Source organism: Vibrio sp. 1580, from assembly GCF_033340055.1.
The window spans coordinates 1-659 of the sequence record NZ_JAWOVT010000344.1 but is presented as its reverse complement, the minus strand read 5'-3'; the positions used below and the strand labels follow the sequence as shown (position 1 = coordinate 659).

The window sequence follows — 659 nt, the reverse complement described above, 5'->3', positions numbered from 1 at the left end:
TAAGCCTAAAACCGAACCAATACACCATTTCGCTTAATGGCGAAGTGATTGAGCAGGGCTTCATCGAACCAGAGCGTTTAATGGCGATTGCCGTTGGCGACACCTATGGTGAAATCGATGGCATTCTAGGGAGTGATCCTGCTTACCAACTTCCTGCAGTTTGGATTGAACACCAAGACAAGGCGAAAGCGCTCAACATGGGTTACCAAGTCGTGGACGACGGTACCGTGATCGCAACGCACATCAGCAAAATCATGAAAACCAACCTTGCAGAATTGTTTACACACGATGATGTAGAAGCGATGACGCAGCGCTTAACCCAACAAGCGCCGAAATTGGCAGAAGCCTTAGCCGCTGCACTTAACCCAGCTCAACAGCTCAAAGTGTACCGCCAGCTATTGCTTGATCAGGTGCCACTAAAAGACATCCGAACCATTGCGAATACCATGCTGGAGTCTTCAGAAAACACGAAAGACCCGATTTTGTTAGCTGCTGATGTTCGCTGCGCACTAAAACGCACGCTAGTTAACTTAATTGCAGGGCAAAAACCTGAGCTCAATGTTTACGCTTTATCGGATGAATTGGAGCAAATGCTACTGACGTCGCTGCAACAAGCGCAAGCTTCAGGTACCGTGGTTCTCGATAGTTTCCCAATCGAA

The 659-nt window shown here is 48.0% G+C and carries 1 protein-coding gene; it reads left to right on the top strand.

Going from position 1 to position 659, the window contains the following annotated elements; translation table 11 throughout:
- Positions 1–659, top strand: a 659-nt coding sequence (locus R7093_RS25920) for an FHIPEP family type III secretion protein (protein WP_318147107.1), incomplete at both ends; no start/stop codon positions are given.